Source organism: Deltaproteobacteria bacterium (genome assembly GCA_020848745.1).
In the GTDB taxonomy this organism is placed as follows: Bacteria; Desulfobacterota; Binatia; order UTPRO1; family UTPRO1; genus UTPRO1.
The window spans coordinates 1-4,949 of record JADLHM010000065.1 but is presented as its reverse complement, the minus strand read 5'-3'; the positions used below and the strand labels follow the sequence as shown (position 1 = coordinate 4,949).

General features: G+C 65.9%; 2 protein-coding genes and 1 pseudogene. 1 reads left to right on the top strand and 2 read right to left on the bottom strand.

Annotation, left to right across the window (positions count from 1 at the left end; all coding sequences use genetic code 11):
- Positions 1–468, bottom strand: a pseudogene (locus IT293_10000) (DUF262 domain-containing protein).
- Positions 434–2,023: a Fic family protein gene (locus tag IT293_09995; protein ID MCC6764983.1), complete on the bottom strand. Its 1,590-nt coding sequence runs from the start codon at positions 2,021–2,023 to the stop codon at positions 434–436. The pseudogene IT293_10000 and the gene IT293_09995 overlap by 35 nt, the downstream one beginning before the upstream one ends.
- Positions 2,024–2,321: 298 nt before the next feature.
- Between IT293_09995 and IT293_09990 the strand changes: the two genes are divergently transcribed.
- A complete protein-coding gene (locus IT293_09990; protein ID MCC6764982.1) occupies positions 2,322–4,895 on the top strand; it encodes a PD40 domain-containing protein in 2,574 nt (857 codons plus the stop codon).
- Positions 4,896–4,949: the final 54 nt, after the last annotated feature.

Genomic DNA, 4,949 nt, shown 5'->3' with positions numbered 1-4,949 from the left:
GGAAATCGGTGTTCGCGACCTCCGCGATAATGCCGGTATCCATTCCCGCGGGCCGAAGCGTTTCCGCGAACCGCCGGTGGCGCCCCTTTGCCGAGTCGTCTCCGTACCAGTCCCTGCGCAGCTCATGTCCCTCGGCGGCATACATGGCGGTCACAAGCTCGAACGCGTCGAGCGCGACGTCATGCGCTGCTGACCGTCGAGCAGCAGGGATTGGGGCGGCTGCTGTCTTGCTTCCGGCGGAGCGCCCTCGACAGGCCGCGGCTTGAAGTTGACCGGACCACCTGTATCCAGGGACATCAGTGCCCCCACGGGGAAGGCGCGGGATACGGAAGCAATTAGGCTTCTGATGCGCTCCTCGTCCCATACCCAGCTGCGCTGAAAATCCGGCAGCTGGACGATGCCGCGGTGGCAGTCCTCCAGCAGTTTGTGAAGGTCAAACGGATGCGTCTGGAACGTCGAGCCGGCCATCGGGGGTACTCCTTGTTTCTTCAAATCCGCTGAAGGCATCGCTGACGATGCCTTCGATGAGGGCTACCTCATCGTCACGGAGCTTCTGGAACTCGGCCTTGCGGCGCTTGGTGGACAGGCGCCCGTTGTTCTGGCGGATGAACATCACGAGGTTTTCCGCGAGGCGGTCCGGCATTTCGATCGCATCCATGATGCGGCGGAGCGCCTCGTCGTGGCGGCGCAGATAATCGATCTCTCGTGGGAGGTCGTCTTCCACGGTTCGGCGGACACATGCAAAGAGAAACTCGGCCGCAGCGGTGCAATCGAAGTACCGGTAGAGATCCGCCGTGTCGTTGAGAACTTCGACGTTGCGGTCGGCCGTTGGGCGCCATTCGATGAAGGGCTTGAGCGGAGCTGAATGGGCCTGAAGCGTCGTGCGGTAGCCATCGATGCGGTCAAGCATCACCGATGAAACCGGAAAGACGAGGCCCGGCGGCGTGAATTTCCGCTCGGCAAGAACATGGTGGATCAGGCAGCGATGGAGTCGTCCGTTTCCGTCCTGGAACGGGTGGATGTAGACGAAGCCGAAGGCAGTAGCGGCTGCCTGGAGCACGGGATCGAGGCCGCTGTCGCGCATGCGATCGTTTGCTTCCAGCATCCCGCGCATCAGGTCCGCGAGGTCGCCGGGGCGTGCGCCGATGAACTCGGGCAAGGGATCGCCGACGTGATCGCGTTCCCCGAGAAAGACACCGTCGGGTCGCAATCCCGCGTGGATGAAGCGCGAATCCTCAATGAGCACCCCGTGAAGGCGGATGATCTCGGGTAAGGTGAGGGGATGCCTGCCGGCCTGGAGGACAGCCCTGCCCCACCGTTCCAGCCGGTTTCGCGGTGCGCGTTCGCCTTCGATCTCGAAGCTGGCGCGGCTGTCCGCCAGCAACATGAAGCTCGCGGCGCGGGCAATCAGGTGGGCGCCGGTACGCCCAACGGTCTCCTGCGCCTTGGTCGCGAGCCTGAGCTTGATGAACTCTTCGAGTGCGGGAGTACGCCGGATGACGGGACAGTAGCGGGCATTCCCCAAAAGGTTGTCGCGAACGCGGTGTCGCTTTGACAGCTGTGGCCGCGATGTGAAGTAGGCCTTGGGATCAAGGAGATCGATGGCAGTCGAGCGGGCGCTGTCCTCGACATCCATCATGCGGCCGGTCAGGATTTCGTAGAGGTACCAGGCGCGACGCAACGCTGCGCTCTTGGGCACGCGACGCGTGAGCGTCTTCACAGCGTCGGGCGGCAAGGCTTCGAAGACACGCCTGAGGGCGACGAGATCGAGGGGCTCGTGCCGCAAAGCGAAGCCGAGTTGATCGGCCAGATCGTCGCCCGGCCAATACCGTTGGTCGAAGACAGTCCAGGCATCCTCGATCCGATAGCTGCCTTTGACATACTGGGTGGAGACGCAGGAGAGGTGGCGAACGGGCGCGGAGATCCCAAGCCGTTGGGCGAGCGCCGCAGAGCCGGCGAGGCGTGCGCCGGCCGGTATGGTCTCGTCCTGGAAGGTTGAAGGCTCACGGCCTGTCCTAGGCATGGTCGAAAAACTCCTCTTAGGGTCGAAAAATGACGAGCATCTGCATGTACGGTCGAAAACGACTCTACTGCGACTGGTGGTCGAAATCCAGTGTTTTCGGTCGAATTCTAGCGTGAAACGGCGGTCCAGGTCGAAACCTGCCCATGCTGTGGCAAACGGCAGTACAAGCGCGAACGTCCGACTTTGGAGGTTATGTCGCCCAGGCGGTGCGAAAAGCCGGCTCGGCGGCCGGTATGCCTGCTCACAAGAAGCGCCACGCGAGGCCCTCGTGATTCCCCATCGTCGATGGCACGGGGCGTTGCGCGCCATCCTGGTCCTGTTCGTCGCCGGCATACCGTGCGTCGCGCGCACGGCGTGGGCGGGTTGCAACCTCATCCCGGGCACGGCGAAGGCGTTCAACGGCGCACTCGGCGCCACCAATCGGCCCTACGCGGCGCCTGGCGAGCGATTGGAAGTGACGATGCGGAACTGCGACGCGACGTCGTCGGGTTTGACCGTGAACGCCACCGATCACGTCGTGACCGTGGTTTTTCAGCCCCCGAGTGGCCCGCGGAACGCCATCGTGCTTACGGCCGCTGCGGATTGCGACGCGATCACGCCCTACCTCGAGGCATGCGCCGACGCGCTCACCGGCGGCGGTGGGGCTACGTGCGTGGCGGGTGCGGCGGCCGGTCTGGAGATGGCCGACCATAACGGCCAACGCTTCCTGAGCTTCCGTTTCCCGGACACACGCGCGAAGTGCACCGGCGGTACCAATGCTGGCCAGTTTTGCACGCCGATGCAGCCGAGCGATTGCCCGAGCGGGACGTGTACCCCGGGTGACGACGACGACACCCTGGCCGGCCCGGCGGCGATCGCGGTCAGCGCGCCGGGCGATCCGCTGCCTTGCGGGCTAGCTACCAGCCCCTGCACCAGTCAATCCGGTCTGCTCGCGTGTGTCGACGACTTCTACGCCAACGACGGTGCCTGCGGCACCGCCGTCTTGCTGGGGACGTTCCCGCACTTCACGGCGTTGCCGCCCCCGAACGACTACCAGAGCGACTGCTACGCGCTCGCCGCGACGGATGATCCGCCCGGGCCGTGCAATCCGACCGCCCCCAACCTGCGCTTCGGCGTCGACAGCGCCGGCAACCTGCTGCTGCCGGTGAGTTGGCAAGGCGTGCTGGTGCCGAGCGCCGTGCCAGTGCCGCGGTTGCTGCGCACGCGCCTTCTGCCGTGGTTGCCGTTTTCCGTTCCGGATGCCGTGTTCTTCGGCTCGTACACGCCCGAGGGCGGCAAGCTGCCGCCGATCTTCGAGCCCAAGATCGACCCGGGCATGCCGAATCCCAGTGTCGTCTCGTTGTTCGGTTCGGTGGACGCGCCATACACGATCCTGCGGCTCGGACGGCGCTTCGGTACCTGTCAGGGCGGCGCCAACGACGGCCGGCCCTGCAACGTGAACGAGGAGTGCCCGGGCGGGGTCTGTCCGACGACGTGCGTCGGCGCCCCCACGACGCCCTGCCTGACGGACGGCGACTGCGGCGGCAACGGTCCCTGCGGCCGTCTTTTCGACTTCAGTCCGCTGGTCGATGTGGGGCCGCTGCTATTGCCGCGCGCGCAGATCACCACACCGACGCCACAGGCGGGGATGTGCCAGGACACCGGCGCGATGTGCACGGCGAGCTGCGGTGTGGGCGATCCGTGTGTGAACTACGCGCTCGAAGCCGAGTCGCCGGTCAATCTCGACTCGCTCCGCGAGAAGACCGCGGCGCTCCGCGGCTTCACCACGAGCGAGGCGGTGGCCCTGCAGGACCTGAACGGTGACGGCGATCAACTCGACACGGTGGCCACGCTGCACGACCGGACCACCGGCGTTGCGCAGGCGCTCGGCGGGCCAGCCGGTTGTGGCGTCGTCGGACGGGCGATCATTCAGATCCAGCAACCGCCGTTCAGTTTTCCGGCCGTCGAGGTGGAGAACGACGTGCTGGCCTTTCTGGAATCGGAGGCTGATCAGAATCGCTGCATCGAAAACGGCGACGAGGATTTCGCCGACGCGATCCTGCGTATCGTCCGCCTCGGTGTCGGCGAGACGAACTATGGCACGCCGCTCCGCGCCGTCGACGCGGCGCCGAAGATCGATGGGCAACCCCTGGTGGTCTCCAACGGCCTGGTGTTCGTGCGCAGCTCGGAGGCGGCGATGGCCAAGCGGCTCACCGAGCGGGTGAGCGTCGGGCCGGGCGGTCTGCAGGCTGACGGCGCGTCGTTTAGCTCTGCGATCTCGGCGGACGGGCGGTTCGTGACGTTCGCGAGCGACGCCACGAACCTCCTCGGGCCCGGCGGCGACACGAACGCTGCGAGGGACGTCTTCGTCCACGGCCGGCATGCGGGGGCAACGGAACGGGTGAGCGTCGGGCCGGGCGGTCTGCAGGCTGACGGTGAATCGGGTGGCTTTGCGATCTCGGCGGACGGGCGGTTCGTGGCGTTCTATAGCGACGCCACGAACCTCCTCGGGCCCGGCGGCGACACGAACGCTACGACGGACGTCTTCGTTCACGACCGGCAGACGGCGGTGACGGAGCGGGTGAGCGTTGCATCGGGCGGACTCGAGGCTGACAACGCCTCGGATGTCGTTGCGATCTCGGCGGACGGGCGGTTCGTGGCGTTCATCAGCGATGCCACGAATCTCCTCAAACCCCGCCGCGACACGAACGCTACGCGCGATGTCTTCGTCCACGACCGGCAGACGGGGGTGACGGAACGGGTGAGCGTCGGGCCGGGCGGGCTGCAAGCTGACGGTGAGTCTTATGTCGCTAAGCTCTCTGTTGGCGATCTTCGAGAAGCGCAGAAATTTAGACACGAGCTCGAGGACGGTACCGGGTGCGCGCGTGGTTGAGGCCCCTCACGTCCTCGGGTAAAGCGCGCGCTCGCTGACACGGTGCAAGGCGAG

What these genes read in the sequence shown, in the direction of transcription:
- IT293_09995 (MCC6764983.1), bottom strand. Translation starts at nt 2,023, where the DNA reads ATGCCTAGGACAGGCCGTGAGCCTTCAACCTTCCAGGACGAGACCATA.